Annotated in this window: 23 protein-coding genes and 2 tRNA genes; 11 read left to right on the top strand and 14 right to left on the bottom strand. The window is 76.0% G+C overall.

Annotated elements, in window-relative coordinates:
- Positions 1-20 precede the first annotated feature (20 nt).
- The 6 genes from J4557_RS25285 to J4557_RS25260 all read right to left on the bottom strand — a co-directional run bounded on the left by J4557_RS25285 (position 21) and on the right by J4557_RS25260 (position 9,450).
- Positions 21-2,135, bottom strand: coding sequence for a glycosyltransferase family 39 protein (locus tag J4557_RS25285; protein WP_208269215.1), 2,115 nt, complete (start codon positions 2,133-2,135; stop codon positions 21-23).
- Between the two features lie 18 nt (positions 2,136-2,153).
- Positions 2,154-4,355 carry a glycosyltransferase family 39 protein gene (locus J4557_RS25280; RefSeq protein WP_243776312.1) on the bottom strand — a complete coding sequence of 734 codons (2,202 nt, stop codon included), beginning with the start codon at positions 4,353-4,355 and terminating at the stop codon, positions 2,154-2,156.
- Positions 4,352-5,713 carry a bifunctional glycosyltransferase family 2/GtrA family protein gene (locus J4557_RS25275; RefSeq protein WP_208269214.1) on the bottom strand — a complete coding sequence of 454 codons (1,362 nt, stop codon included), beginning with the start codon at positions 5,711-5,713 and terminating at the stop codon, positions 4,352-4,354. Before J4557_RS25275 ends, J4557_RS25280 begins: the two co-directional genes overlap by 4 nt.
- Positions 5,714-5,814: 101 nt before the next feature.
- Positions 5,815-7,335 (bottom strand): sensor histidine kinase, encoded by a 1,521-nt coding sequence (locus J4557_RS25270; RefSeq protein ID WP_307800193.1) that lies wholly within the window; start codon positions 7,333-7,335, stop codon positions 5,815-5,817.
- Positions 7,332-8,069 carry a response regulator transcription factor gene (locus J4557_RS25265; RefSeq protein WP_208269213.1) on the bottom strand — a complete coding sequence of 246 codons (738 nt, stop codon included), beginning with the start codon at positions 8,067-8,069 and terminating at the stop codon, positions 7,332-7,334. The genes J4557_RS25270 and J4557_RS25265 overlap by 4 nt, the downstream gene beginning before the upstream one ends.
- Positions 8,070-8,154: 85 nt before the next feature.
- Positions 8,155-9,450 (bottom strand): hypothetical protein, encoded by a 1,296-nt coding sequence (locus J4557_RS25260; RefSeq protein ID WP_208269212.1) that lies wholly within the window; start codon positions 9,448-9,450, stop codon positions 8,155-8,157.
- 328 nt (positions 9,451-9,778) lie between these two features.
- On the opposite strand from J4557_RS25260, the gene rsgA reads away from it, so the two are divergent.
- Together rsgA and J4557_RS25250 are read left to right on the top strand one after the other, a co-directional pair.
- Complete coding sequence (gene rsgA, locus J4557_RS25255; RefSeq protein ID WP_243776311.1) at positions 9,779-10,861, top strand: ribosome small subunit-dependent GTPase A; 1,083 nt, start codon at positions 9,779-9,781, stop codon at positions 10,859-10,861.
- Positions 10,819-11,370 carry a GNAT family N-acetyltransferase gene (locus tag J4557_RS25250; RefSeq protein WP_208269211.1) on the top strand — a complete coding sequence of 184 codons (552 nt, stop codon included), beginning with the start codon at positions 10,819-10,821 and terminating at the stop codon, positions 11,368-11,370. Before rsgA ends, J4557_RS25250 begins: the two co-directional genes overlap by 43 nt.
- Positions 11,371-11,420: 50 nt before the next feature.
- On the opposite strand, the gene J4557_RS25245 is transcribed toward J4557_RS25250, so the two are convergent.
- Entirely contained in the window at positions 11,421-12,254 is an 834-nt protein-coding gene (locus J4557_RS25245; protein ID WP_208269210.1) for an ABC transporter permease, read from the bottom strand.
- Entirely contained in the window at positions 12,251-13,312 is a 1,062-nt protein-coding gene (locus J4557_RS25240; RefSeq protein WP_372442527.1) for an ATP-binding cassette domain-containing protein, read from the bottom strand. The genes J4557_RS25245 and J4557_RS25240 overlap by 4 nt, the downstream gene beginning before the upstream one ends.
- 122 nt (positions 13,313-13,434) lie before the next feature.
- Here J4557_RS25240 and J4557_RS25235 point away from each other — a divergent pair, with 122 nt between their 5' ends.
- Positions 13,435-14,145 carry a TetR/AcrR family transcriptional regulator gene (locus J4557_RS25235; protein WP_307800192.1) on the top strand — a complete coding sequence of 237 codons (711 nt, stop codon included), beginning with the start codon at positions 13,435-13,437 and terminating at the stop codon, positions 14,143-14,145.
- Between the two features lie 54 nt (positions 14,146-14,199).
- On the opposite strand, the gene J4557_RS25230 is transcribed toward J4557_RS25235, so the two are convergent.
- A complete protein-coding gene (locus tag J4557_RS25230; RefSeq protein WP_208269207.1) occupies positions 14,200-14,748 on the bottom strand; it encodes an AAA family ATPase in 549 nt (182 codons plus the stop codon).
- A 173-nt stretch (positions 14,749-14,921) separates the two neighbouring features.
- Between J4557_RS25230 and J4557_RS25225 the strand changes: the two genes are divergently transcribed.
- From J4557_RS25225 to J4557_RS25215, 3 genes are all read left to right on the top strand, one after another.
- On the top strand, positions 14,922-15,428 hold the full coding sequence (locus J4557_RS25225; protein ID WP_208269206.1) for a helix-turn-helix domain-containing protein: 507 nt from the start codon (positions 14,922-14,924) through the stop codon (positions 15,426-15,428).
- The gene (locus J4557_RS25220; protein ID WP_208269205.1) at positions 15,421-15,789 is read left to right on the top strand and encodes a DUF4180 domain-containing protein; all 369 of its coding nucleotides are present in this window, start codon (positions 15,421-15,423) and stop codon (positions 15,787-15,789) included. The genes J4557_RS25225 and J4557_RS25220 overlap by 8 nt, the downstream gene beginning before the upstream one ends.
- 432 nt (positions 15,790-16,221) lie before the next feature.
- Positions 16,222-16,926: an iron-containing redox enzyme family protein gene (locus J4557_RS25215; RefSeq protein ID WP_208269204.1), complete on the top strand. Its 705-nt coding sequence runs from the start codon at positions 16,222-16,224 to the stop codon at positions 16,924-16,926.
- A 116-nt stretch (positions 16,927-17,042) separates the two neighbouring features.
- Here J4557_RS25215 and J4557_RS25210 read toward each other — a convergent pair whose 3' ends face one another.
- The gene (locus J4557_RS25210; protein WP_208269203.1) at positions 17,043-18,041 is read right to left on the bottom strand and encodes a zinc-dependent alcohol dehydrogenase family protein; all 999 of its coding nucleotides are present in this window, start codon (positions 18,039-18,041) and stop codon (positions 17,043-17,045) included.
- 139 nt (positions 18,042-18,180) lie between these two features.
- Between J4557_RS25210 and J4557_RS25205 the strand changes: the two genes are divergently transcribed.
- The 4 genes from J4557_RS25205 to J4557_RS25190 all read left to right on the top strand — a co-directional run bounded on the left by J4557_RS25205 (position 18,181) and on the right by J4557_RS25190 (position 21,424).
- Positions 18,181-18,549, top strand: coding sequence for an ArsR/SmtB family transcription factor (locus tag J4557_RS25205; protein WP_243776310.1), 369 nt, complete (start codon positions 18,181-18,183; stop codon positions 18,547-18,549).
- A gap of 94 nt (positions 18,550-18,643) precedes the next feature.
- Positions 18,644-19,420: a methyltransferase domain-containing protein gene (locus tag J4557_RS51085; RefSeq protein WP_279576172.1), complete on the top strand. Its 777-nt coding sequence runs from the start codon at positions 18,644-18,646 to the stop codon at positions 19,418-19,420.
- Positions 19,421-19,538: 118 nt separating this feature from the next.
- On the top strand, positions 19,539-20,258 hold the full coding sequence (locus J4557_RS25195; protein WP_208269201.1) for a TetR/AcrR family transcriptional regulator: 720 nt from the start codon (positions 19,539-19,541) through the stop codon (positions 20,256-20,258).
- On the top strand, positions 20,255-21,424 hold the full coding sequence (locus J4557_RS25190; RefSeq protein ID WP_208269200.1) for an FAD-dependent oxidoreductase: 1,170 nt from the start codon (positions 20,255-20,257) through the stop codon (positions 21,422-21,424). Before J4557_RS25195 ends, J4557_RS25190 begins: the two co-directional genes overlap by 4 nt.
- A 77-nt stretch (positions 21,425-21,501) precedes the next feature.
- Here J4557_RS25190 and J4557_RS25185 read toward each other — a convergent pair whose 3' ends face one another.
- The 3 genes from J4557_RS25185 to J4557_RS25175 form a co-directional block, all read right to left on the bottom strand.
- Positions 21,502-22,080 carry a hypothetical protein gene (locus tag J4557_RS25185; RefSeq protein ID WP_208269199.1) on the bottom strand — a complete coding sequence of 193 codons (579 nt, stop codon included), beginning with the start codon at positions 22,078-22,080 and terminating at the stop codon, positions 21,502-21,504.
- 89 nt (positions 22,081-22,169) lie between these two features.
- Positions 22,170-22,242 (bottom strand) — tRNA-Arg (locus J4557_RS25180).
- 37 nt (positions 22,243-22,279) lie between these two features.
- Positions 22,280-22,354: transfer RNA gene (locus tag J4557_RS25175), tRNA-Cys, on the bottom strand.
- Between the two features lie 433 nt (positions 22,355-22,787).
- On the opposite strand from J4557_RS25175, the gene J4557_RS25170 reads away from it, so the two are divergent.
- Entirely contained in the window at positions 22,788-24,245 is a 1,458-nt protein-coding gene (locus J4557_RS25170; protein WP_208269198.1) for a benzaldehyde dehydrogenase, read from the top strand.
- Here J4557_RS25170 and J4557_RS25165 read toward each other — a convergent pair.
- Positions 24,233-24,946, bottom strand: a complete 714-nt coding sequence (locus J4557_RS25165; RefSeq protein ID WP_208269197.1) for a TetR/AcrR family transcriptional regulator — start codon at positions 24,944-24,946, stop codon at positions 24,233-24,235. The two genes, J4557_RS25170 and J4557_RS25165, sit on opposite strands and share 13 nt — an antisense overlap.
- Positions 24,947-24,948: the final 2 nt, after the last annotated feature.

The following is a 24,948-nucleotide window of genomic DNA, read 5'->3' as shown; positions in this document are numbered from 1 at the left end:
GCGATCCACCGGCCCGCGGGTCACGCCGTTCCGGACGCGCCGGTCGACAGGTCGTACAGGGTGACGCCTCCGACGGACGCGGCCGTGAAGTTCGCCGCGACCCATTCGCTGATCTCCTGGGCGTCGTCGCTGCCGCTGCTCCCGCCGCGGCCCATCGTCATCCCGCCGCCGACGAAGTAGTGGATCCTGCCCTGGCGGACGAGCCGCTGGAACCGCGCGAGGGTGGGAGCGGGGTCGGTGCCGTTGAAGCCGCCGACCGCCATGACCGGCTCGCCGCTGGCGAGCTGGTAGCCGGCGGCGGTGTTGGACCCGACCGCGGCCGCCGCCCAGGTGGAGGACTCGGCGCCGGCCTTGAGCGCGGCGGTGACCTGCGCGCTGGGCGTTCCGGCGTTCAGCAGGCCGCCCGGGCCGCCGCCGGCGCCGCCGAACCCGCCGGGCGCCGTGCCCTGGGAAGCGCCCTGCCCGTTGCGCTGCCCGTTTCCCTGGCCGGCGGATCCGCCTCCGGGGACGCCGGCGCCGGGCTGCCCGCCCTGCGGCGGCGCGAACCCCTGGCCGCGGTTCCAGCCGCCGCCTGCACGGCCGGGGCCGCGCCCGCCGCCCGGTGCCCCGCCCGGTCCGCCGCGTCCGGGCCCGAAGCCGCCGGATGTGCGGGGACCGGCGGTGACGATCGCCCCGGTGTGGGGGGTGCCTGCCGTCTCCACCGCGTACGCGGCGGGTCCTGCGAGGGACGCGGCGACCGCCAGGACCAGCACGGCGGCCAGCAGCGGGCCGCGCAGCAGCCGGACCCCGGCGAGCGCGGCGGCCGCGACCAGCCCGGCCACGACGATCGCCGGGCCGAGCCAGGGGTGCCAGCCGGGGCTGCGGCCCAGCAGCACGTACGCCCACACGGCGGTGACGGCGACCGTCACCGACAGGAACGCGGCGCCCTCGGTGGTGCGGCGCCGCTCCCACAGCAGCGCGGCGCCGATGCCGGCCAGGGCGGCGACGGCGGGGGCGAGCGCGACGGTGTAGTACTCGTGGAAGATGCCCTGCATCTCGCTGAAGACGGCGCCGGTGAGCAGCAGCCACCCGCCCCACACCAGCAGCGCGGCGCGGGCCGGGTCGGTGCGGGGCGCGCGGCGGGTGGCCCACAGGCCGGCGGCGAGCAGGAGCAGCGCCGCGGGCAGCAGCCAGGAGATCTGGCCGCCGATCGCGGCGCCGAACATCCGGCCGACGCCGGCGTCCTGGTTGAGGTTGCCCAGGCCGCCGGTCTCGTCGCCGTTGAGGCGGCCGATCCCGTTGTAGCCGAGCGCCAGTTCCAGGACGGAGTCGTGCTGGGATCCGCCGATGTAGGGGCGGGACGAGGCGGGCACCAGCGCGACGGCGAGCACCCACCAGCCGGCCGACGCCACCAGGGCGGCGCCGGCGAGGACCAGTTGCCACAGCCGCCGCCGGACGGGTGCGGGCGCGGTGGCGAGGTACACCAGCGCGAACACCGGCACGACCAGGAACGCCTGCAGCATCTTGGCCAGGAACCCGGTGCCGACGAACGCGGCGGCGGCCAGCAGCCAGCGGGTGCTCGCGTTCTCCTGGGCGCGGAGCGTGGCGTAGGCGCCGGCGGTCAGCAGCAGCACCAGCAGCGCGTCGGGGTTGTTGAACCGGAACATCAGCGCGGCGACCGGGGTGAGGGCGAGCGCCGCCCCGGCCAGCAGCCCCGCCCAGGCGGGGAACCGGCGCCGGACCGCCGCGTACAGCGTCGCGACGGTGGCGACGCCGATCAGCGCCTGCGGGACCAGGATGCTCCAGGAGTTCACCCCGAAGATCCGCGCGGCGATCTCCATCGGCCACAGCGCGGCGGGCGTCTTGTCGACGGTGATGGCGTTGGCGGCGTCGGAGGAGCCGAAGAAGAACGCCTTCCAGCTGGTGGCGCCGGCCTGGACGGCGGCGGAGTAGAACGCGTTGGCCCATCCGGACGCGCCGAGGCCCCACAGGTACAGCACGGCGGTCGCGGCGAGCAGGACGAGCAGGGCGGGCCGCGCCCAGGCGGGGTCGGCGGCGGGTCCGCGCCACAGGCGGCGCAGGACCCGGCGGGGACGGCCTCCCCACCCGTCCGGGGTGCGGTGGGCGGGCGGGGAGGCCTGGATCGTGGAGGTCATCGTGGGATGTCCCAGGGGTCAGCCCAGCTTGTACAGCTGGGCGCCGGTGGAGCCGGACGACGCGGAACCGGACTGCGAGGTGCCCGACTGCGCGGTTCCGGACGAGGTGCCGGACGACGTGGTGCCGCCGTATTCGGAGGGGTCGACCAGGGTGCCGTTCTTCTGCACCCAGGCGGTGACGGAGGAGTTCCCGCCGCCGGGGCCCATGCCGCCGCCGAGCATGATGTAGCGCAGCTTGCCGTCCTTGACGTACTTCTGCAGCTTGGCGACGGTCATCGCGGGGTCGGAGCCGGTGAAGCCGCCCATCGCGATGACGGGACGTCCGGTGCTGAGGATGATCGAGCTCGCGGACTGGGCGCTGGAGACCGCCACCAGCCAGGTCGCGCTCCCCTGGTTCCTCTCCAGGTAGGAGATCATCTGAGTGCTGGCCTCGCCGCCGGGGCCGCCGCCGAACCCGCCGCGTGCGCCGCCGGACCGCTGGGAGCGGTCGCCGCGCGTCCACGGCATCTGCCCGCTGTCCGAGCGGGAGCCCTGGCCCGCGGAGGTCTGCCCGCCGGGCGCGGCGCCCGGCATCTGACCGCCGGGAGCGCCGCCCGGCGCGCCGCCGGGCATCTGACCGCCGGGGAAGCCGCCCCTGAACCCGCCGGGCATGCCGCCGGGTCCTCCGCGCATGCCTCCGGGACCGCCGAATCCGGTGGCCGGTCCGGCCTGCGGGTTGGTGCCGTTGGAGGCGGTGGACGCCGCCGACACCGCGTACGCGCCCGGTCCGGCGAGGGTCGCGACGGCGGCGAGGGCGGTCCCGGCCACGAGGGCGCGGGTTCCGGCGCGGCGCACGAGGCGGCCCAGCAGCAGCGCGGCGATGGACGCCGCGGTCGCGGCGACGATCGTCCAGCGCAGCCAGGGATGCCAGGACGGGGTGCGGTCCAGCAGGACGAACGCCCACGCTCCGGTCACGGCGATCGCGACCGCCCCCACCAGCGGCCGCACCCGGCCCCAGCGGGCCTCGCCGTGGTCCGCGCGGAACAGCAGGACGGCGCCCGCGCCGGTCAGCGCGGCGATCGCGGGTGCCAGGGCGGTGGTGTAGTAGGGGTGGAAGGTGCCTTCGGCGAAGCTGAAGATGACGTAGTGGACGGCCAGCCATCCGCCCCACAGCAGCAGCGCGGCGCGGGCGAGGTCGGTGCGGGGCCGCTTCCACAGCAGCACCAGGCAGGCGATCAGCGCGATCACGGCGAACGGGATCAGCCAGGAGATCTGGCCGCCGACGATGTCGTTGAACAGCCGTCCGGCGCCGGCCTGGCCGCCGAAGGAGGCGCCGCCGCCGGGTCCGCCGCGTCCCCCGCCGGGTCCGCTGTTCTCGCCGAAGACGCGGCCGAGGCCGTTGTAGCCGATGACCAGGTCCCAGACGGTGCCGTCGGTGCTGCCTCCGATGTAGGGCCGGCTGCCCGCGGGGACGGCGTCGACGATCAGCATCCACCAGGACGACGACACCGCCAGGACGGCGCCGGCGGCGACCAGGTGCCCGAGGCGCCGCACGATCCCCGGGCGTCCCGCGATCAGGTAGACCAGCGCGAACGCGGGGACGACCAGGAACGCCTGCAGCATCTTGGTGTTGAAGCCGCAGCCGACCAGGAACGCCGACAGCAGCAGGGGCCGCAGCCGCCCCGTCTCGACGGCGCGCTGGCACGCCCACGCGGCGGCGACCAGCAGCAGCACCAGCAGCGTGTCGGGGTTGTTGTCGCGGTTGATCGCGACGGTGATCGGGGTGAGGGCCAGCACGGCGGCGGCGATGAGCGCGGCGGGGTGCCCGAACGCGCGGCGCACCGTGGCGTGCAGGATCGCCACGGCGGCGACGCCCTCGAGGACCTGCGGGAGCAGCAGGGCGGGGGTGCCGAACCCGATGACGCGGGCGAACAGCTCCTGCGCCCACAGCGCCATCGGCGGTTTGTCGACGGTGATGTAGTTGCCGGCGTCCAGGGAGCCGAAGAAGAACGCCTTCCAGCTCTGGGTGCCGCTCTTGACGGCGGCGGAGTAGTAGCTGTTGGCGTTGCCGCCGGAGGTGAGGTCCCAGGCGTACAGGGCGGCGGCGAGGGCCAGCACCGCCCACAGCGCGGGGCGCGACCAGGCGGGGTCGCCGGGGCCGCCGAGCAGGATCCGGCGGATCCTGCCGCGGGGCGCGGGGGCCGCGGTTCCGGTGGGCGGCGCGGGGAGCGTCTGGGTCATGACAGGTTTCCTCCGGTCTCCCCGGCGGCCGGCGCGCGGCCGTCCCGGGAGATCGTGACGTCGGTGCGGAGGGCGGTGCGCGGGTCGCCGGCGTGCGGGGAGCCGGCGCCTTCCTCGCGGTGCCCCAGGCGGCGGGGGTGGAAGATCCAGGCGCGCATCAGCAGGAACCGCACCAGGGTGGCGACGGCGTTGGCGGCGACGAGCGCGCCGACCTCGACGGCGCGGGACGCGCCGGGCGCGGCGGCGTGCAGCAGCGCCAGCCCGCCGGTGGACAGCGCGAGGCCGAGCAGGAACGCCAGGCCGCCTTCGAGCTGCTGGCGCAGGGCGCGGCCGGTGCCGGTGACGCCGAAGGTGAAGCGGCGGTTGGCGGCGGTGTTGCCGACGGTGGTGATGATCAGGGACAGCGCGTTCGCCCACAGCGGGCCCATCGCCAGCCGCAGCAGCACGAACAGGACGAGCTGCGCGACGGTGCTGATGGCGCCGATGACGGCGAAGGCGGGCAGTTGCCGCGCCATCCCGGCGGGCAGCGCGTCCTTCGCGGCGGGGGCGCGGCGGCCGCCGACGGGGGCGCGGAACGCGCCGGTGAGCATGCGGCGGGCGACGCGGGCCATGCCGCGCAGGTCGTCGCGGGCGGTGCGGACGACGTCGACGCGGGAGTCGGGGTCGTCGACCCAGTCGACGGGGACCTCGTGGATGCGCAGCCCGTTGCGTTCGGCGAGCAGCAGCAGCTCGGTGTCGAAGAACCACTCCTCGTCCTCCACCGACGGCAGCAGCGCCTGCACGATCTCGGTGCGGGCGGCTTTGAAGCCGCACTGGGCGTCGGAGAAGCGGGCGGCGAGGGTGGTGCGCAGCAGCAGGTTGTAGCAGCGGGAGATGACCTCGCGGCGGGGGCCGCGCACGACGGCGGACCCGCGGGTGAGCCGGGACCCGATCGCCAGGTCGCTGTGCCCGGAGATCAGCGGCGCGACCAGCGGCAGGAACGCGTCCAGGTCGGTGGACAGGTCCACGTCCATGTAGGCGACGACGTCGGCGTCGCTGGTGCCCCACACGTGCCGCAGGGCGCGTCCCCGCCCCTTCAGGTCCAGGTGGACGGCGTGGACGTGCTCCAGCCGCGCCATCAGTTCCCGGGCGGCGCGCCAGGTGCCGTCGGTGCTGGCGTTGTCGGCGATGGTGATGCGGAACGGGTAGGGGAAGGTGTCGGCCAGGTAGGCGTGCAGCCGCCGCACGCTCGCGGCGAGGACGCGTTCCTCGTTGTAGACGGGGATGACCACCTCGACCAGCCTGCCCCGCCCGCCGTGGTCGTGCACGGGCGGGGGCGGCGCGGCGGGCGTGCCTCGTTCGGTGACAAGGTGACTCATGGGACCGAGGTTCGGGTGCGGGTGTGGGAAGCCCCTGAGCCGTTGATTAACGCGGTATGAGAAACCCGCGGGGCGCGCACCGGTCCCTTTGGCGCGGGTGGTCAGTCGCGGGGTGCGCCGGTGCCCGGGAGTCGGAGGCGGGCCAGGGCGCCGCCGCCCTCGGCGGGTCCGAGGTCGACGGTGCCGCCCATCTCGGCGACGACGCGGGCGACGATCGACAGGCCCAGCCCGGAGCCGGGGAGGCTGCGCGCCGACGGGGACCGCCAGAACCGCTCGAACACGTGCGGGAGGTCGGCGGCGGGGATGCCGGGGCCGTGGTCGCGGACGGTCAGCTCGCCGCCGGCGAGCCGGACGGTGACGGTCCCGGCGGGTGGGGAGAACTTCACGGCGTTGTCCAGCAGGTTCACCACGGCGCGTTCCAGCGAGGCGGGGTCGCCCTGGACGTACCAGGGTTCGGTGTCGGCCTGCACGGTCAGGCCGGGGCCGCGCAGCCGGGCGCGTTCGACGGCGCGGTCCACGACGTCGTGCAGCGCGACGGTCTCCAGGACGGGTTCGGCCTCGTCGGGCCGGGCGAGTTCCAGCAGGTCCCCCACCAGGCTGGACAGCTCCTGCATCTGCGCCTTGACGCTGACGAGGAGGTTGTGGCGGGCGGCGGCGGGCAGGTCGCGGCCGGTCGCCTCGGCGCGCAGCAGCAGGTCGATGTTGGTGCGCAGGCTGGTGAGGGGGGTGCGCAGCTCGTGCCCGGCGTCGGCGATCAGCTGCTGCTGCCGTTCCCGGGAGGCGGCCAGGGCGCCGGTCATGGCGTTGAAGGAGCGGCTGAGCCGGGCGATCTCGTCGGTGCCCTCGGCGGGGATGCGGGTGCCGAGGTCCTCGGTGCGGGCGATGTGCTCGACGGCGCCGGTCAGCTCGTCGACGGGGCGCAGCGACGCGCGGGCGATCATGAGGCCGGCGCCGGCGGACACCAGCACTCCGAGGGCGGTGACGGCGACCAGCAGCAGCGCGAGGTTGTCCAGCGGCCCCTCCACCTCGTCCAGGGACAGCGCGACCGACAGCGCGATCGGGGTGCCGTCGGCGGCGCGCGCGGGGAAGGTGAGGATCCGCACGTCCACGGTCTTGCCGCCGGGGCTGACGCCGGTGCCGTCGTGCAGGGCGCGGTCGCTGTCGCCGCGGGCGACGGCGGCGTCGGCGGCGGTGACCTTCAGCGACCCGGCGTCGGGGACCGTGCAGGGCCGCCCCTGCGCATTGACCACCTGGACGATCTCGTAGGGGCCGAACCCCCGGCCGTCGCTGGTGCTGGTGCTGCTGCTGGAGCGGCAGTCGAGCAGCGCGGCCTCGATCTGCCGGCCCAGCATCCGCTGGACGCCGCGGCCGGGCCCGCCGCCGGGCGCGCCGGGGCCCTCGGAGCCGGGCGGGCCGCCGACGTCGGCGGCGCCGAGCCGGCGGTCCAGCTCGCGGTAGAGCTGGTTGCGGGTGAGGTACCAGCCGGCGGCGGCGCAGACGGCGACGGCGAGCGCGACGGCGACGGCGGTGAGCAGCGCCATGCGGGCGCGCAGCGTCAGCCGCCGCGTCACCGGCGGGCGCTTGGGCGCGCGCGTCGCGCCGGGGCGCCGCCCGGCTGTCACGGGGACGCCGCCGTCCGCAGGACGTAGCCGACGCCGCGGACGGTGTGCACGAGCCGCGGCATCCCGCCGGCCTCGGTCTTGCGCCGCAGGTACATCACGTACACGTCGAGGGAGTTGGAGGCGGGTTCGAAGTCGAACCCCCAGACGGTCTCCAGGATCTGCTCGCGGGTGAGGACCTGGCGGGGGTGGGTCAGGAACATCTCCAGCAGCATGTACTCGGTGCGGGTGAGCGACAGGGGCCTGCCGGCGCGGGCGACCTCGCGGGTGAGGGTGTCCATCCGCAGGTCGTCGAAGGCCAGGACGTCCTCGCGGCGGGCGTCGCCGCCGGTGTCGGCGTTCATCGCGCTGCGGCGCAGCAGGGCCCGTACCCGCGCCAGCAGCTCGTCCAGCTCGAAGGGCTTGGCGAGGTAGTCGTCGGCGCCGGCGTCCAGGCCGGTGACCCGGTCGCCGACCATGTCGCGGGCGGTGAGCATCAGCACCGGCATGGTGGCGCCGAGGGCGCGCAGCCGCCGGCAGGTGGTCAGGCCGTCCATGCGGGGCATGAGCACGTCCAGCACGACCAGGTCGGGGCGGTCGGCCTGGACGCGTTCCAGGGCCATGGCGCCGTCGGCGGCCTCGGCGACCCGGTAGCCCTCGAATTCCAGGCTGCTGGACAGCGATTCGCGGACGGCGGGCTCGTCGTCGACGATCAGTATCCGTGCGGCGGGTGCCGCCTGCGGGGTGCCGGGCTCCATGCACTCACCGTAAACACCGCCGGTGAGGGCTCCGGCCGCGGACGGGCGTTTCTCATCGATCTTTCAGAAAGTTCTGAGCAGGCCTTCAGCGGGGCGGGGCGCCGCCGGCGTCGCCGCGATCGTCGCCGCGAACGTCATCGGTGGCGTCGGCCCAGGGGTCGCGGTGCGCCTCGCCGGCGCCGGGGATTCCAGCGGTGTCGGCGGTGACGGTCTCGGTGACGGTCTCGGTGACGGTCTCGGTGACGGTCTCGGTGACGACGGTCTCGGCGGTGACGCGGACGACGACGGATCCAGGGCCGGAGCCGGGACCGGGTGCGGGTGTGGGGCGGGCGGCGGTGGTCCAGGTGGTGCGGGCCACGTCCACGACGACGTCGCGGGCGACGTCCAGGACCATGTCGCGCAGCACGTCCTTCATCGCGATCTTCAGTGCTTCGCGGAGCAGTTCGGCCATGACCAGCTCGATCGCGGCGGTGGCGGCCTGCGTGGCGGCGCGGACGGCCAGGTCGCGGGCGGTGCGGGCGAACGCGCCGCCCGCGGCGGCGGCCAGCAGCCCGCCGGCGGAGCGGGCGGCGTCGCGGGCGCCGGTGCGCTCGGCCAGGTCGCGGCCGGCGTCGGCGGCGGCGCCGGCGATCGGGGTGAGCTCGGCGGCGATCGCGTTGAGCTCGGCGGAGCCGCGGGCGCGGTCGCGCAGCGCGGCGGCCAGGTCCCGGGCGGTCTCGCGGGCGGTCTCCCGGACGACGCGCCCGACGATGTCGCGGCCGGCGACCAGCGCGGCGTCGACGGCCGCGTCGGCGACGGCGTCGATCGCGGCGTCCACGACGGCGCGGGTGGCGGCCTGCACGGCGGGCGAGGCCGCGGCGGTGGTCATGGTGCGGCCCGCCATGTCCAGCGCGGTGGCGGTGGCGGCGCGTGCCAGGGGGCTGCGGGCGGCGAGGCGGCGCGCGGCGATCGCCATGGGGTGCCGGGCGGCCTGCTCGGCGAGGGTCATCGCGGCGGTGGCGGCCTCGACGGCGGGCGCGGTGGCGGGGTTGGCCTCGGCGGCGGCGCGGGCCTCCCGGACGGCCTTCTCCGCGGCGGCCGACGCGGCCTTGACGGCGGCGTCGCGGGCGGCCTTCTCCACGGCCCGCATCACCGGGGTGCTGGCCATCTGCTCGACGATGCGGGCGGCGGCGAGGGACGCGGCGTCGCGGGCGACGCGCCGGACGGGTTCGCCGGCGGTGGCGGCGAGGCGCGCGGCGCCGCCGGCGACGGGCGCGAGCCCGTTCCACAGCTCTTCCAGGCGCTCGGCCGCGGCCCGGTCGGCGCGCTCGGCGAGGCCCCGCTCCGGCTCGTGCGGCTCGTGCGGCCGCTCGTCCCGCCGGTCCCTTTCGTCCACGGTCACGCCCCCCATCACGGTCCGCCGCCCCAAATCACCATACTTTCCGTTTGCCCATTCCACTCCCCTCGCCCGCGCCGCCGGTCCCGCGACCGCCACGGGACGGCACGGCACGGGACGGCATGGCGGGGGCCGGTAATCGCCTGGCCCGGCGCGGGGTCGGCCGGTAAAGTGGGCGGCGGAACCGAAAGGGGGGTGAGGTGCATGGCCGTCGTTGCGGTCGCTGCTGCGCGCAGCAGCCAGCTCGTCCTCATCTCCCGGGCCTCCGGCTGACCCCGGTCCGTCTCGTCCGGCGTGCTCGCCGGGGCCCCTTCATGCAAAGGGTTCCATTCCGTTGTCTTCTTTCGACGGGTCTCCCCTGTCCGCCTATGGCTGGGACGAGACCTTGGAGAACGTCTTCTCTGCGCACCGCGCGGCCGGGCTGGTGCCGGCGCGTGTCGCCGCGGTGGACCGCGGCCTGTGCGACGTGGTGACCGAGTCGGGTCCGGGCCGGGCGTCGGCCGGGGCGCTCGGGTCACCGGCCGATCCGGCGGCGGCGCCGTGCACCGGCGACTGGGCGGCGCTGCGGCCCGGCGGTCCGGACGGGCGTCCGGTGCTGGCGGAGCTGCTGCCGCGCCGTACCGCGATCGTCCGGTCGTCGGCGGCGCGGGACTCGCGCGGCCAGGTGCTGGCCGCCAACGTCGACACCGTCGCGATCGCGGTGCCGCTGGTGCCCGATCCCGATCTCGGGCGCCTGGAGCGGCTGCTCGCGCTGGCCTGGGAGAGCGGGGCGCGGCCGGTGGTGGTGCTCACCAAGGCCGACCAGGTCGCCTCCGCCGCGGACGCCCACGCGGACGTCGCCGCCGCCGCTCCGGGCGTGGACGTGGTGGCGTGCAGCGCCGCGACCGGTGACGGCGTCGACGTGGTCGCGGCGGTCCTGTCGGGCACGGTGGTGCTGGTCGGGCCATCGGGCGCGGGCAAGTCCACGCTCGGCAACGCGCTGCTGGGCGCCGACGCCCTCGCCACCGGCGAGGTCCGGGCGTCCGACGGCAAGGGCCGGCACACCACCGTCCGGCGGGAGCTGCTTCCGCTGCCGGGCGGCGGCGTCCTGATCGACACGCCGGGGCTGCGGGGCGTGGGCCTGTTCGACGCCGACGACGGCCTGCGGCGGACGTTCGCCGACATCGAGGAGCTGGCCGGCGGCTGCCGGTTCGGCGACTGCGCGCACCTGAGCGAGCCGGGCTGCGCGGTGCTGGCGGCCGTCGCGGACGGGTCGCTGCCGCAGCGGCGCCTGGACAGCTACCGCAGGCTGCTGCGCGAGAACGCGTGGATCGCCTCGCGGACCGACGCGCGGCTGCGCGCCGAGCAGCGCGACAAGTGGAAGGCCGTGAGCCGATGGCAGCGGCAGATGTACAAGGAGCGGGGGCGCGACCGGTGAGCGGGCGGTGGACGGTGCGCCCGGAGACGGGCGCGGACGCCGCGGCGGTGCGCCGGGTGGTGGAGGCGGCGTTCCCGACCGCCGAGGAGGCCGACCTGGTGGACGCGCTGCGCGGTGACCCGGCGTGGCTGCCGGGCCTGTCGTTCGTCGCGGAGGCCCCGGACGGACGGGTCGCCGGGTACGCGCTGCTGACGCGCTGCCGGGTCGGCGGCGCGGACGCGCTGGCGCTGGCGCCGGTGGCGGTGCTGCCCGAGCACCAGCGGCGCGGTGCGGGCGACGCGGTGGTCCGCGCGGCGCTGGCCGAGGCGGCGCGGCGGGGCGAGCGGCTGGTGGTGGTGCTGGGGCATCCGGCGTACTACCCGCGGTTCGGGTTCGTGCGGGCGTCGTCGCTGGGGGTGTCGGCCGGGTTCGCGGTGCCGGACGAGGCGCTGATGGCGCTGGTGCCGGCCGGGTCGTCCGGTCCGGTGCCGTCCGGGCCGATCGAGTACGCGGCGCCGTTCGGGGTGTGAGCGAGCGGGCCGCGCCCCCGGTGGACGCCGGGGGCGCGGCCCGCGGGCGGTCACCGTCCGCGCCGGTGGAAGGTGCGGACCGACAGCGGCGCGAACACCGCGATCAGCGCGGCCGACCACAGCAGGGTCGCGGCGACGGGGTGCGCGAGGGGCCAGGCCAGGTCCCCGGCGGGCGCGCCGGGGTTGCCGAACAGCTGCCGGCAGGCGGCGGTGGCGGCGCTGACGGGGTTCCAGTCGGCGACGGCCTGCAGCCAGCCGGGCATCCCGCCGGTCGGGACGAAGGAGTTCGACAGCATGGTGACCGGGAACACCAGCGGGACGAACTGGTCGGCGGTCTGCTCGTTGCGCACCACCAGGCCGAGGAAGCAGCCGGCCCAGCTGAGCGCGTGCCGCAGCAGTATCAGCAGCAGGAACGCCTCGGCGGTGGGCCACGGGCCGCGGTGCGCGCGCCATCCGACGACCAGGCCGGTGGCGGCCATGATGGCCAGGGCGAGGACGCCGTTGACGAGGTCGGCGCCGGCCTGCCCGAACGGGACGGCCGAGCGCGCCATCGGCATGGCGCGGAACCGGTCCATGACGCCGCGGGAGGCGTCGGTGGCGACGCGCATGGTGACGGCCATGACGGAGGTGAAGGACACCATGACGAACAGGCCGGGCATCAGGTACTCGCGGTAGTTGCCGCCGCCGGGGACGGCGATGGCGCTGCCGAACACGTACCCGAACAGCACCACCATCACGGCGGGGAAGACCAGCGCGGCGATCAGCTCGCCGGGTTCCTGGCGCAGCCGGCTCAGCTCGCGTCCGACGAGGACGAGGCCGTCGGCGGCGGTCCAGCGCAGCCGTGCGGCCGGGGACGGGCGGGTGCCGAGGGCGGGGGCGGTCATCGGGCGGTCTCCTTCTCCCGGCCGGTCCGGTCCCCGGTCGCGGGCGGGGCGGCGGGGTCTGCGGTGCGTTCTGCGGTGCGTTCTGCGGTGGTTTCTGCGGCGGTGGCCGGGGTGGCGGGGTCGGTGTCGCGGCCGGTGAGGCGCAGGAACACCTCGTCGAGGGTGGGGCGGCGCAGGCCGACGTCCTCGGCGGTGACGCCGGCGCGGTCGAGCTCGCGGACGACGTCGGCGAGCCGGACGGCGCCGCGGGTGAGCGGGACGGTCAGCCGGGCGCCGTCCAGGTCGGGGTGGGCGCCGGCGAGGCCGGACAGGACGCGGGCGGCGGCGCCGGCGTCGGCGGGGTCGGTGAGCGCGACGTCGAGCCGGTCGCCGATGGAGGCCTTGAGCGCGTCGGGGGTGCCTTCGGCGATGACGCGCCCGTGGTCGATGACGACGACGTCGTCGGCGAGCCGGTCGGCCTCCTCCAGGTACTGGGTGGTGAGCAGGACGGTGGTGCCGTCGGCGACCAGGCCGCGGACGGCGTCCCAGATCTCGCCGCGGCTGCGCGGGTCCAGGCCGGTGGTGGGCTCGTCCAGGAACAGCACGCGGGGCCGCAGGATCAGGCTGGCGATCAGGTCGAGGCGGCGGCGCATGCCGCCGGAGTAGCCCTGCACCTGCCGGTCGGCGGCGTCCGCCAGGCCGAAGCGCTCCAGCAGCTCGTCGGCGCGGCGGTGGGCCTCGCGGCGGGGCAGGTGGTAGAGGCGGCCGAACATGCGGAGGTTGCCGCGTCCGGTGAGCTTCTCGTCGACGGCGGCGTACTGGCCGGCGAGGCCGATGGCGGCGCGGACCCGGTCGGGTTCGGCGGCGACGTCGTGGCCGGCGACGCGGGCGCGGCCGGAGTCGGCGTCGGCGAGGGTGGCCAGGATCCGCACGGCGGTGGTCTTCCCCGCGCCGTTGGGGCCGAGCAGCCCGCAGACGGTGCCGGGGGCGACGGCCAGGTCGAGGCCGTCCAGGGCCTTGGTGCCGCCGTAGCGCTTGTGCAGCGCCTCGGCGGACACGATCGGTTCTTCCGGCATCATCGCCTCCATTGGGTACGCCGTACGCGGTGGAACGACGCCAGGCTAGACAACCGAGTACGATGTACGCAACTAGAATCGCGGAAGGTGCCGGACGGGTCCGGGACAGCGGCGGAGGGAGCACGGTGGCGGACGTCGAGGCGGTCAGCATCTTCGCGGTCCCCGAACGGCAGGGCCGGGGCCCGAAACCCGCCTACAGCCGGGCGCAGATCACCGAGGCGGCGGTGCGGATCGCCGACGCCGACGGGCTGGAGGCGGCGTCGATGCGGCGGATCGCGGCCGAGCTCGGCACCGGCGCGATGTCGCTGTACCGCTACGTCCCCTCGCGCGACGACCTCATCGAGCTGATGTACGACCACGTGGTCGGCACCCTGGAGATCCCGGACCGGCCGACCGGCGACTGGCGCGCCGACCTGCGGCTGGTCGCCCGCAACACCCGGGAGATGTGGCTGGCGCACCCGTGGGTGGCCGACCTGCACCGCGCCCGCCCGACGTTCGGCCCGAACCAGCTGCGGATCACCGAGTTCGGCTTCGGCGCCCTGGACGTCGGCATCCCGGTCGACGACATCATCACGCTGGTGACCATGCTGAACGGCTACGTCGTCATGACCGTCCGCGCCGAGATCGAGTGGGAGCGCGAGCGGCGCCGCAGCGGGCTGACCATGCAGGACTGGATGCGCCAGAGCTCCCCCTACGTCCAGCGGCTGCTCGACGGCGGCGAGCACCCGATGTTCGCCCGCGTGGTGAAGGACGCGTCGCTGCCGCACATGGACCACGAGGCGCAGTTCGCCTACGGCCTGGAGCGCGTCCTGGACTGCATCGCCTCCTGCCTGTGACGCGCGCCCGCACGCCGAGTGCGGCCGGGGTGAGGGGCGTCCGGGCGGGCCGCGTCAGGGCAGGCGGTAGGCGCCGGACCGCAGCCCGTCGGCGACGGCCTGCGCGGTCTGCTCGGGGGTGAGGGCGCCGGAGTCCAGGACGCGGGCCTCGTGGTCGCCGAGGTCGGCGAACTCCTCGAACATCCGCAGGACCGGCGCGGGGTCGGTGAGCGCGCCGGGCCCGCGTCCGGCGGCGCGGGCGAGCACGGTGTCGCGGTCGGGGCGCAGCACCACGTAGTGCAGGGGGACGCCGGCGCTAGCGGCGGCGTCGCGGAAGGGGCCCAGGAACCACGGCCCGACGACCCCGTCGAACACCACGTGGTAGCCGCCGGCGGCGTACCCGGCGGCCGCGGCGGCCTGGACGGCGACGACGGTCTCGTTCTGCCGGTGCGCCTCGGGCAGGTACGGCGGGATCGCGCCCTGGGCGATGAAGGCGTAGAAGTCGTCGCCGTGCAGGCGCACGCTCGGGTCGAGCCGCCCGGCCAGCAGGCGCGCGACGGTGCTCTTGCCTGCGCCGCACGGCCCGGTCAGCACGGTGACGGTTCCGCGTTCCCCGCCGGTCATCGCTCCCCCCAGCGGCGGCTCGGGACGCGGGCGCCGGCGGGGCGCGGGCGGGACGCGGGGGCCGCCGCCTCGCGTCCGCGCGCCACGCTACCGCTCGGCCCCACCCTCGCCACCACCCGTTTATGTACCGCAAACTTCCCTATCCGTCCCTTCTTAGGGTAGTTTTCGGAGTGATGGAGGAGCGAATGTACTCGGTCGAGGAGGTCGCGGACCTTCTCGGGCTGCACGTGCGGACGGTGCGGGGCTACATCCGGGCCGGGCGCCTGGAGGCGGTGCGGATCGGCAAGCAGTACCGGATCCCCGCGGCCGCGCTGGAGGCGCTGACCGGGCGCCCCCGCCCGGCGCAGGACGGTTCCGGCGGGGGCGCGGGGCGGGCGGAGGCGTCGAGCATCGTGCAGATCGACGGGGTCGGCCGCGTCGCCGCCGACCGGCTCGCCACGTTCGTGCTGGCCGGGGTGAACACCGCGCGGGGCGGCGGGGACGCGGTGCGCGTCCAGACCGTCCACGACGAGGAGCGGAGACGCATGAAGATCGTGATACTGGGCGGGGTGCCGGCCACCGCGGAGGTGCTGCGGCTGATCGAGGCCGTCCTGGACGGCGGCGTGCTGGACGGCGACGTCACCGGCGGCGTCGCCCTCGGCGGCGCGGACGGCGACGGGCGGGAGGCCGGCGGTGCCTGACGAGGTGCGGGAGCGGGCGGGCGTGCAGGTGCTGATGTGCGACCCGGACGGGCCGCCGGTGGCGACCGAGCAGGACGCACTCGACCTGATCGGCGCGGTGTTCCTCGGCGCGCAGGTGGTGGCGGTGCCGGCGGCGCGGCTGGACGAGCGGTTCTTCTCGCTCGGCACCCGCTTCGCGGGCGACGTCATGCAGAAGTTCGTGAACTACCGGCTGCGGCTGGCGGTCGTCGGGGACATCTCCCGGCAGCTGGCGGCGAGCCCGGCGCTGCGCGCCCTGGTGCGCGAGTCGAACGCGGGCGACCACATCTGGTTCGTCGCCGACCTCGACGAGCTGGACGACCGGCTGCGCACGGTCGCCTGAGCGGCGGCCGGAAGCGGTCCGTTTGCGACCGGAGACGCCGTGTATCGCGAGAGACGACGCGTTCTGTGAGAATCTCACGACCGGATCCGGCCACCGGTCCGGTCGCTCTCGGTCCGGACGGCGGGCGCCGGGCGCACGGCGGAGACGCGCGGGGCGCGGGATGTGCCGATAAAGGCGCAGCGCATTCCGTTCGGAGCCGGAACTACCATACGCCGGTGCGGTCGTGCAAGGGTCGCGGCGGCGACGGTAATGGACCGGTGAAGGCGATATTGGGCGGGTGCTGAGCGTCGGTTAGGTTCTGCTGTTAGCGCGCCGCATCGCGCGTCCGCGGGGGCGCCCCCGACGGGCCCGCCGCCGGGCGGAAAACCGTCGAACCCCGCCTCGACGTGCGGCGATGATGGGAACAAAATGGCCGCAGACCATTGGAGAAACATGACCTCGCTCGCTGGATCCGCCGTATCGGCCGACCTGCTCGCCCATGCCTCCGGAACGCTGGACGACAGCGCGTTCTTTTCGGACCTGCGGACGGGAAAGGCTCCGGCCGAGATGGTCCGCGACGTTTTCGGGCAGTACTACCTGTGGCGGAACCAATTTCATCGGTGGCTCGGCGTCTGCGTGGTGAAGAGCCCGGCGTTCGGTACCGAGTTCGACGCCTCGCTGGTGCTGACCGGGCTGGTCGAGCACATCGCGGAGGAGGTCGGCGGGGACCATCACGGCCTGGCGGTGCGGATGCTGCGGGCGCTGGGCGTGCGGCGGCCGTCGTCGGTGGAGCCGCTGCCGGTGACCGCCGCCTACTGCGCCTCGTTCCCGGCGCGGTTCCTGGCCCCGGAGCGGGACGGCGCGGAGGCCGTCGCGGCGCTGGCCGGCCGGGAGATCGCCAGCCCCGTCCGCAACCGGGTCGTCATCGACGCGCTGGCGGAGCACTACGGGGTGGTGTCGGGGCTGGAGTTCCTCACCGTGCACGAGACCAAGGGCCCCGGGCAGTTCGCGGCGCTGTGGGACGTCCTGGTCAACGGCTACTTCGCCGACGAGACGCTGATGCTGCGGGCGGCGCGCCGGGAGATCGGCGAGCACGTGGCGTTCTGGGACGAGGTGTACGCGCACCTGTCGCGCCGCCTCACCGGCGCCCCCGCCTGACCGGCGCGGCCTGATCTCTCCGGTCCGGCCGGCGCCGCGCCCCGGCCACCGGCGACGCCCCCGGCCCGCTGCGACGCGGGCCGGGGGCGTCGCCGTGAGGGGCGCCGGGCGGGCGGTCAGCCTCCGGTGGTGGCGACGATCTTGCCGACCTGCGCGCCGGCCTCCAGGTAGCGGTGCGCCTCGACGATCTCCGGCAGGCCGAACACGCGGTCGACGGCGGGGGCGAACGCGCCGGTGCGCAGGCCCGAGGCGACGAACGCCTCGGCGCGGCGCAGCCGCTCTGGGTCCCGGGTCGTCTCGTACAGGGTGTAGGTCCGCATGTTCAGCGCGGGCATGCCGAGCACGAAGCCGGGATAGGGGGTCGTCTCGCCGCTGAGCGCCCCGTACTCGATGAGGGAGCCGCCGGGCGCGACGGCCCTGGCCAGGTCGATCACGCCGGGTCCGGCGACGGCGTCGAACACCAGCTCCGCGCCGCGCCCGCCGGTCAGCTCCAGGACGGGCGCGGCGACGTCGTCCCCGCGGCTGACGATCACCTCGGCGGCGCCGGCCTCGAGCAGCGCGTCCTTCTTCGCCGGGCTGCGGGTGACGGCGATCGGCCGGGCGCCGGCCCGGATGGCGACCCGGATCGCGGCCAGGCCCACGCTGCTGGAGGCGGCGGTGAGCACGACGGTGTCGCCGGCGCGCATCCCGGCGACCTCCACCAGCGCCCCGTAGGCGGTCAGGTACGGCATCCACACCGCGGCGCCGCCGACGGCGTCCAGGCCCTCGGGGCGCCGCAGCACGGCTGCCGCGGGGACGATCGCCTTCTCGGCGTAGACGCCGTAGTCGTTCATCGAGAACGCGGGGACGACGCTGACCGGCTCGCCGCGGCGGAAGCCGGTGACGCCGGCGCCGGCGGCCTCGACGGTCCCGGCGGCCTCGGCGCCGAGGCGGGCGGGGAACGACCTGACCGGCTCGATGTAGTCGCCGGCGCGGAACAGCGCCTCGGCGCGGTTGAGGCCGATCGCCTCGACGCGGACCAGCAGCTCGCCGGGCCCGGGTTCGCCGGTCTCCACGTCCTCCAGCCGCAGGACCTGCGGGCCTCCGAGCTCGTGGAACCGCACCGTGGTGGTCATCGCGCATCGCCTCTTCCGTGTCGGCGGGCGGCGCCGCGCGCCGTCCCGGGGAGATCACCCAATCCGAAAGTACGACCGCTGTCAAACTTTGACGCTCATCAAACTTTGACGGTCGCCGTACTTCGACGGACGTCGTACGATGGGGCGCGCGGAGGTGGACATGGCGGCGGTGCGCGACGGCGGGCGGGACCGGGTCCCGCCGCATCCCGACGTCCGGGACGTCGGCCTGCAGCGGGTGCTGGAGGCGCTGGTGGACCCGGTGCGCCGGCGGATCGTGGGCGAGCTGGACGCGGCGGGCACCGACCTGAGCTGCGGCACGATCGAGCTGCCGGTCAGCAAGTCGACCGCGACCCATCACTTCCACGTGCTCCGCGAGGCGGGCCTCATCCGCCAGTACTACGTCGGCACGTCCCGCATGAACGCGCTGCGCCGCGAGGAGTTCGACGCGGTGTTCCCCGGGCTGCTGGACACGGTGGCCGCCGAGCACGCCCGCTCCGCCTCCCCCTGACGCCGGCCCCGACGCCCCCGACTGGCGTCCTCCGTCTGGCATCCCCCGGTTAATGGTTTGCGGACGCGGGCGGGGGGCGGGGAGCCTCGGCGGCATGGATCGCGAAGTTCTGCGCTACTACGAGCGCGGCGAGGAGGACCGCCGGCTGCGCGAGGGCGACGGGCGGCTGGAGTTGTGGCGGACCCAGGACGTCCTGCGCCGGGTGCTGCCCGCGCCGCCGGCGCGGGTGGTGGACGTCGGCGGCGGTCCGGGGGTGCACGCCGAGTGGCTGGCGGCCGACGGCCACGCGGTGGAGCTGGTGGATCCGGTCCCGCTGCACGTGGAGCAGGCGTCACGGATCCCCGGGGTGGCCGCACGGCTCGGCGACGCCCGCGACCTGCCGGTGCCCGACGCGTCCGCCGACGCGGTGCTGCTGCTCGGCCCGCTGTACCACCTCCTGGACCGCGCCGACCGGGTGCGGGCGCTGCGGGAGGCGGCGCGGGCCGTGCGGCCGGGCGGTGTGGTGGCGGCGGCGACGATCGGGCGGCACGCGGCGCTGCACGACATGCTCCGCCGGCGCCGCTACCGGGACAAGCGCGCGATCGTGGACGCCTCGGTCGAGACCGGTGTGCTGCGCGCCACGCCTGACATGGGGTTCACCACCGCCTACCTGCACGGGGCCGACGAGCCGCCGCGCGAGTTCGCCGACGCCGGCCTGCCCGGCGCCCGCTCCTACGGGCTGGAGGGCGCGGTGTGGATGTTCGGGGACCTGGAGGAGCTGCTGGAGGAGGACCGGGAGGCGGTCCTTGATGCGCTGCGGGCGGTGGAGTCGGCGCCGTCGCTGCTCGGGGTGAGCGCCCACGTCATCACGGCGGCCACCCGCCCGCGCTGACCGGCGCCGGGAACAGGGGAGCGCCGGTCAGCGCGGGCGGGGCCGCACCGCACGCTTGAGGACGAACATGTTCGTGACGAACTTGTTCGGAACGAACATGTTCGTCTAGTGTGGGGGCATGACAGTCGATCCCGCTGCGGGCGGCGCGCCGCGCAGCCGCCGCGAGCGTCCCGCCAAGCCCGCTCTGACCAGGGAGGGCATCGTGGCGGCGGCGGTGCGGCTGGTGCGCGCCGAGGGCCTGGCGAAGGTGACGATGCGGCGGCTGGCCGCCGAGCTGGACACCGGCCCGGCGTCGCTGTACGTGTACGTCCGCAATACCGCGGAGCTGCACGCAGCGGTGCTGGACGAGCTGCTGGGGACGGTCGCGCCGCCGCCGGCGTCCGGGACGTTCGCCGAGCGGCTGGAGGCGGTCCTGACCTCCTACACCGCGATGCTGATGGAGCATCCGGGGCTGGCGCGGTCGGCGCTGGCGGCGCGTCCCAGCGGCGAGAACTACCTGGACCTGGTGGAGCGGCTGCTGGCGCTGCTGATCGAGGGCGGCGCGTCGCCGGGGCAGGCGGCGTGGGGGGTGGACGTGCTGCTGCAGCACGCGACGGCCACCGCGGCCGAGCAGTCCGCCCGCGACGCCGACACCGACGCCGACGGGGACTGGGACGCGCTGGTGGCGGCGCTGCGCGGCGCGTCGCCCGGCAGGCGCCCGCATCTGGCGGCGCTGGCCGGGCCGCTGCTGTCGGGCGCGCCGCACCAGCGGCTGTCGTGGGGGTTCCAGGCGCTGATCACCGGCATCCTGCGCACCCCCGCACCGGACGACCACGACGACATCGGGAGGACACCATGAACGGCGACGGCGAGAACGGCGGGGCGGGGCGGCGGGCGCACGAGCCGATCACGATCGTGGGGGCGGGCCTGGGCGGCCTGACCCTGGCGCGGGTCCTGCACGTCCACGGCATCGAGGCGGCCGTGTTCGATCTGGACGCCTCGGCGGGCGCCCGCGCGCAGGGCGGGATGCTCGACATCCACGAGGAGTCGGGGCAGCGGGCGCTGCGCGCGGCGGGCCTGCACGAGCGGTTCCTGCCGCTGGTGCACGCGGGCGGGGAGGAGATGCGGGTCCTCGACAGCGGCGGCCGCGTCCGGTTCGCCGAGCCCGACGGCGGCGGGCGGGGCCGTCCGGAGGTGGACCGCGGCGCGCTGCGGGACCTGCTGCTGGCCTCGCTGCCGGAGGGGACCGTGCGGTGGGGCGCGAAGGTGGAGGGGGCGCGGCCCCTGGGCGGCGGCCGCCACGAGGTGCGCCTGGCGGGCGGGGCGGTGTTCACCACGGACCTGCTGGTGGGGGCGGACGGGGCGTGGTCGCGGATCCGGCCGCTGGTGTCGGACGCGGTCCCCGCCTACACGGGGGTGGTCATGGTGGAGTCGGACCTGCGCGACGTCGACGTCCGCCATCCGCGGGCCGCGCGGATCGCCGGCGGCGGGATGCTGTTCGCGCTCGGCGGCGGCCGGGGGTTCCTGGCGCACCGGGAGCCGGACGGGAGCGTCCACGTCTACACGGCGCTGCGGGTCGCGCCGGAGTGGGCGGCGAGCGTCGACTTCGGTGACGCGGCGGCCGGGAAGGCGGCGGTGCTGGAGCATTTCGGCGGCTGGGACGAGGGGCTGCGGGCGCTGGTCGGCGACGCCGACGGGCCGCTGGTGCCGCGGCCGATCCACGCGCTGCCGGTCGGGCACCGCTGGGACCGGGTGCCGGGCGTGACGCTGCTGGGGGACGCGGCGCATCTGATGTCGCCGTTCGCCGGTGAGGGCGCGAACCTGGCGATGCTGGACGGCGCGGAGCTGGGCGAGGCGGTCGCCGCGCGTCCCGGTGACGTGGAGGCGGCACTGGCCGCCTACGAGGCGGTGATGTTCGCGCGCGGGCGCGAGGCGGCGGCGGGCTCGGCGGAGAACCTGGAGCGGTGCCTGGCCGCGGACGCGCCGGACGGGCTGGTCGCGATGTTCGCCGAGCACGCCGCCTGACCCCGCCCTCCGCCCCCGGACCCCTCCCCCGGTCAGGGAGGGGTCCGGATGTCACGGGGCGGTGACGGGGCCGGGTGTCAGGGGGCGGGGAAGTCGCGCCGCTTGATCTTGGCCTTGTCGCAGGCGGGGTCGGACGGATCGCGCCAGAACACGATGCCCTCGTAGGGGTGGGCGTGCAGCCAGGCGGCGAGGCCGTCGCGGTCGCGGGGGACGTCGCCGAGGTCGTCGGCGCCGTGCGGGACGAGGGTGTGCCTCTCGGCGCCCTCCGGATTCCCGTTGATCTTGGGGCCGATCAGCTCGTAGGTGCCGGGGGCGAGGCCGCCTCCGTCGCCTCCGTCCCGGTCGGCGTGGTCGTCCAGCGCGGCGCGCAGGTGCTTCCAGAACGCCGACTGCTCGGCCGGCTCCCATCCGACGGTCTTGCCGGTGACGGGATCGGTGGCGACGGGGTTGAATCCGGGCGGTGCGGGCCGGCCGGGCTTGACCTCGCGGCGGGCGTGCCAGCGGGCGCCGTCGAAGCGGACGCAGGTGCCGTCGTACTTGCGGGTGGCGCGGCCCTCACCGGCCAGCACCCAGGCGCAGGACGGGTCGGGCTCGGAGGTGACGTGGCGGGGGTCGCCGTCCCGGTCGCGGACGAACAGTGTCGGTATCTTGCGCATGCGGTCCTTCCCTGCGGTGGCGTTCCGCGCCCGGCCGGCCGTGGCTGCGGCGGCCGGTGCAGCGGCCGCGTCCGGTGGCGGGTGCGGGGTCTCCCCGGCAGGAATCGAACCTGCGGCGCCCGGCTTCGGAGTCCGGCGCTCTGTCCTCTGAGCTACGGGGAGGGGGCCCCGCCCCCGGGTGACGTGGGGGCGGGGCGGGAGACGCCGGTGGGATTCGAACCCACATGATCCGGATCTGCAATCCGGTGCCTGGATACCGTTCGGCCACGGCGTCGGGGCCCGCGGGACGCGGGCACGGGTGTCTTTCACCGGGGGTCTTTCACGGGCCTTCGGGAAGGGAAGGGCCGCCGTCCCGGGGCGGAAGGGCGGCCGTCACGCGCGGGACGCGCGGGTCAGGTGGCCGCCCGCCGGGTGGACCGGGAGCAGGCGCGGGTGCGGGTGCCGCATCGGCGCGTCATGGTCTGCTCCTTCCCGGTGGCCGGTCGATATGAGGAGTATGTGGGGCGCCGCGCGGCGCCCGCAACGGGTTTTCCCGCCGGGGGTGAGCGCGGTCTCGGCGCGGTCCGCCGCGGGACATTCCGTTCAGTGGAAACGTGTTGTTCCGCCGGTGGCCGGGTGCGGCGAGGCTGTGGGGACGGGCCGCGCCGCGCGGGCGGGCCCGCGTTGAGCCCGCGGGCGCGGGCGCGTGGTTCGAGGAGGAGCCGACGATGGCGTTGCTGGACCCCGGGACGTGGACGGGCAAGATCTTCACCGGCGGGTGGGCCGCCGCGGACGGCGGCGTGCTGGAGGTCGTCGAGCCGGCGACCGGCGCGGCCCTCGGCACGCTCGGGCAGGCGTCGGCGCGCGACGTCGCCGCGTCGGCCGCCGCGGCCGCCGACGCGCAGCGCGACTGGGCGGCCCGCACCTACGAGGAGCGCGCCGCGGTGCTGCGCCGCGCGGGCCGGCTGTTCGAGGAGCACGTCGCCGAGATCCAGGACTGGATCGTGCGGGAGGCCGGGTCGGTGCCGGCGAAGGCGGAGCTGGAGGCGCACTTCGCGGCGGGCCTGTGCTACGAGGCGGCGGCGCTCGCCTCGCACCCGCAGGGCCTGGTGCTGCCGTCGGCGCAGCCGCGGTGGAGCCTGGCGCGGCGCCGCCCCGCCGGGGTGGTCAGCGTGATCGCGCCGTTCAACTTCCCGCTGATCCTGTCGATGCGGTCGGTGGCGCCGGCGCTGGCGCTCGGCAACGCGGTGCTGCTCAAGCCCGACCCGCGCACCGCGGTGTGCGGGGGCGTCAGCGTCGCGCGGGTGTTCCAGGAGGCGGGCCTGCCCGAGGGGCTGCTGCATCTGCTGCCGGGCGGGCTGGAGGCCGGCGAGGCGGTGGTGGCGGCGCCGCAGGTGCGGGTGGTGTCGTTCACCGGGTCCACCGCCGCGGGCCGCAGGATCGGGGAGGCGTGCGGGCGGCTGCTCAAGCGCGCGCACCTGGAGCTCGGCGGCAACAACGCCCTCATCGTGCTGCCGGGCGCCGACATCGCCAAGGCGGTGTCGGCGGGGGCGTGGGGGTCGTTCCTGCACCAGGGGCAGATCTGCATGACCACCGGGCGGCACCTGGTGCACGAGAGCCTGCACGAGGAGTACGTCGCCGCGCTGGCCGACAAGGCCGACAAGCTGCCGGTCGGGGACCCGGCGGCCGGGCCGGTCGCGCTCGGCCCGATCATCGACGAGGGGCAGCTCGCCCACGTCGACGCGCTGGTCCGCGACACCGTCGCCGCCGGGGCGCGGCTGGCGGCGGGCGGCACCCACGAGGGCCTGTTCTACCGGCCGACGGTGCTGGCGGAGGTCACCCCGGACATGCCCGCCTACGCGCAGGAGGTGTTCGGGCCGGTCGCGCCGGTGGTGCCGTTCTCGGACGCGGACGAGGCGGTCGCGCTGGCCCGCGACAGCGAGTACGGGCTGTCGCTGGGGATCCTCGGCGACGTGGGGCAGGCGATGGCGATCGCCGACGCGGTCCCGACGGGGCTGGTGCACATCAACGACCAGACCGTCAACGACGAGCCGGTGGTGCCGTTCGGGGGGCTGGCGGCGTCGGGGAACGGGTCGCGGTTCGGCGGCCCGGACGCCAACATCGAGGCGTTCACCGAGACCCAGTGGGTGACGATGCGCGGGGAGATCGCCCCCTACCCGTTCTGACGCCCTCCCCGCCCGGCCGCCCGCCCCGCCGGCGCGGCGTCCTGTCCCGCCGGCGCGGCGTCCTGTCCCGCCGGCGCGGCGTCCTGTCCCGTGTCCTGTCCCGTGTCCGGTTCCGGGGCGGCGCGGGGCAGGACGCCGTCGAGGTACTCGGCGACGGCGGCGCGCAGGTCGGCGGCGCCCGGTTCGGGTCCGGCGCCGGCGACCGCGTCGAACAGCAGCCCCTCGACGAAGGCGACCAGCCGCGGCCCGTGCCGGCCGGGATCGGGGGACCCGGCCCGGCGCATGAGGTCGGCGGCGACGCCGCGGAACCCGCGCCCCAGCTCGTCGTAGATCGCGCGCAGCTCGGGGCGGCGGGTCGCCTCCAGCGCCAGCTCGTAGCGGGCCAGCACGGACGCGCGGTGGTCGCGCAGCTGCGCGTCCACCAGGGCGGTCAGCGCGTCGGTGAGCGCGCCGCGTCCCGGGCCCCGCAGGTCCCCGCCGAGCAGCGCGGCGGACCCGGCGAACCGCCGCCGCTCCACCTCGGTGAGGCGCCGCAGCGCCAGCTCCAGCAGCGCGGCGCGGGTGCGGGCCAGGTTGGAGGTGGACCCGGCGGGCAGCCCCGCGGCCCGGTCGACGGCGCGGTGGGTGAGGCCGCGCATGCCGGCGGCGGCGAGCAGCGCGATGGCGGTGTCGGCGACCAGCTCGGCGCGCGGGGACGTCATGC

This window comes from Actinomadura nitritigenes, from assembly GCF_017573545.1.
Lineage (GTDB): Bacteria > Actinomycetota > Actinomycetes > Streptosporangiales > Streptosporangiaceae > Spirillospora > Spirillospora nitritigenes.
Note: the sequence above shows the minus strand (reverse complement) of the source record. Positions and strands in the feature narration are given on the sequence as shown.